The 1,964-nt window shown below is 66.5% G+C and carries 2 protein-coding genes and 1 pseudogene; all 3 read right to left on the bottom strand.

Features of this window, described 5'->3' with window-relative positions:
• Positions 1-310 precede the first annotated feature (310 nt).
• The gene (locus ABD369_RS40435) at positions 311-880 is read right to left on the bottom strand and encodes an SUKH-3 domain-containing protein (protein WP_344641634.1); all 570 of its coding nucleotides are present in this window, start codon (positions 878-880) and stop codon (positions 311-313) included.
• Positions 881-887: 7 nt separating this feature from the next.
• Complete coding sequence (locus tag ABD369_RS40430) at positions 888-1,148, bottom strand: hypothetical protein (RefSeq protein ID WP_344641633.1); 261 nt, start codon at positions 1,146-1,148, stop codon at positions 888-890.
• Between the two features lie 13 nt (positions 1,149-1,161).
• Positions 1,162-1,964, bottom strand: a pseudogene (locus ABD369_RS40425) (hypothetical protein); the annotation flags it as partial.

Here is a 1,964-nt window from a genome sequence, read left to right as displayed (position 1 = left end):
GGAACCCGGCGCCCACCCGCGCGACAGCCGGGCCCTCGCCATACCCACAGGCACAAACAGCACGCCCGGACAAGCAGAAACGGCCCGCCAGCAAAGCCGACGAGCCGTCATGCAAGATCGAGGCTAACGCAACATCGTTGCATCGGTTACGCGGCCGCAGGTCAACGGCACCAGCCGGAGCGTGGGCTGGGGCCCAAACTCCAGCCGAACTGCACGTCAGGCGCCTGACCGGCGCATGCCGAACCCAGCAACGGAAGGCGAGTTGAGACACCGCAGCCCTGACGTGATCAGCTCGGGCGAGATTCCGCCCTCACAATGCACTCACAAGGCCCGGAAAACGCGTCAAGGCCGCTCCCACCTCGCGGTGGAAACGGCCTACAACCTGCGAAAACGCCGGTCGGGACGACAGGATTTGAACCTGCGACCCCTTGACCCCCAGCTGTTCTGGTAGCTCGTCGGGTGCGATGCCGCGGACGAGCCGTTCCAGCGCCTCGCGCGATGGCCCGAAGGACGCGAGCCAGTCCGCTACCAGGTAGACCTTTCCCGATTCGGAGATGCCGAGGAAGAACCGTCCACGGTCCAGCTCGCCCAGAGGGAACAGCGACTCTCCGATGGACTCGCTCCATTCGGAGAAGCGGTCTTCCTCTCCGTCTGCAAGCATCGGGTCCAGCTCGAACGGCACCCGTGCTCGGGAGACACCTGGGCCGCTGATCTCGACGGTGAGGCCGCCGAACTCGGACAGAAACCGTTCGGCGGCGTCGTGCATCCGGAACCCGGACTCCTCGAGGCGTTGACGCCACAAGCTGGTGTCGACCGTGCGATCCGGCTCCCAACCTGCGGATCGCAGGACGCGTTCGGTCTCCGCGGAAAACTCCGTCATCTCCCGCTCACTTTCCATCATCCGTCAAGAAGTCGAGCCCGTAGTGCTTGGTGAGCACCTTACAGCTGTCACACGGGCCGATCGGGAATCCGTGCTTCGGGTGGTCGGTCTTGCTGCGCACGATCATTGCTGCGGCTTGGGAACCAGTGGGATCGATGGGATCGATATCCGCTTTGAGGGCGCTCGAGAGGACCTGCGGCAGTCCACACGATCCGTACCCGTTGCCCCGCTCCGCCTCAGGAATGCCGTCAAGGATGTGAAGTTCCACCAAGGCCGGGTAGTTAAGGATTTCGGCCGGGGTGCAAGGTGGGGGCCGCTGGTGTGGCGGCTGCCGTGTAGCGGCCCCTGCGGACCTTCTTGATCAGCCCTTTCTCAGCCCAGCGGGTGAGCTGCCGGTAGGTGGTGACGAGGGTGACGTCGCCGAGGAGTTCGGCGATCTCTCTGGCCTGCCAGTGCCGCTCGGGTTCTTGCTGCAGCATGGTGAGGACTCGCGCCATGCGGTTGCTGGTCTTGCCGGGGCCGACGTACTGGGGGACGGTGGTCGCCGGCAGTTCGGGGTGGGGTGGCGGGGGCGGCAGGAGGGTGATCGTCACGGAGGCCACCGTCTGGCTGGTGTCGGGGCGGCCGTCCAGTTTCCGTTCCGCATACCGGGAGATGGGCGACTTGACCTTGCGGGTGCTGACGCGCGGCCGACGTTCCGGCAACAGCGCCGACAAGACGCGGCGGCCGATCGCCCCCATACCCTGCTCGAGGACTCCCTCCGCGCGGATCAGCAGGTCACGGGCGGTCTGGTAGGCGATGGTGAAGCCGCAGCGGTCGGGATCGGTGCCCGGCCGGGACTCCGCCGCCTCGACCATGGCTCGGCGCAGAAGCTGGTAGAGGACCAGCAGGGCCCACATCTCCTGCTCGACGCCGACCGGGTCGCCCGAGCGCAAGACGCGTCCGTCGAGGACGGTGTGACGCAGTGCGTAGTAGGCGCTCTCGTGTTGTCGGGTAGGTGCGGCGCATTGCTGCGCCGCACCCCCCTCAGAACCGGACTTGCCCGCTTTCCGGGCATCCGGCTCAAGCAGGCCCTGAAGGCCCA

This window comes from Kitasatospora cystarginea (assembly GCF_039533515.1).
GTDB classification, from domain to species: Bacteria; Actinomycetota; Actinomycetes; order Streptomycetales; family Streptomycetaceae; genus Kitasatospora; species Kitasatospora cystarginea.
Note: the sequence above shows the minus strand (reverse complement) of the source record. Positions and strands in the feature narration are given on the sequence as shown.

Coding starts and splice junctions, on each gene's coding strand:
- ABD369_RS40435 (WP_344641634.1), bottom strand. CDS start 880: ATGACGGAGTTTTCCGCGGAGACCGAACGCGTCCTGCGATCCGCAGGT.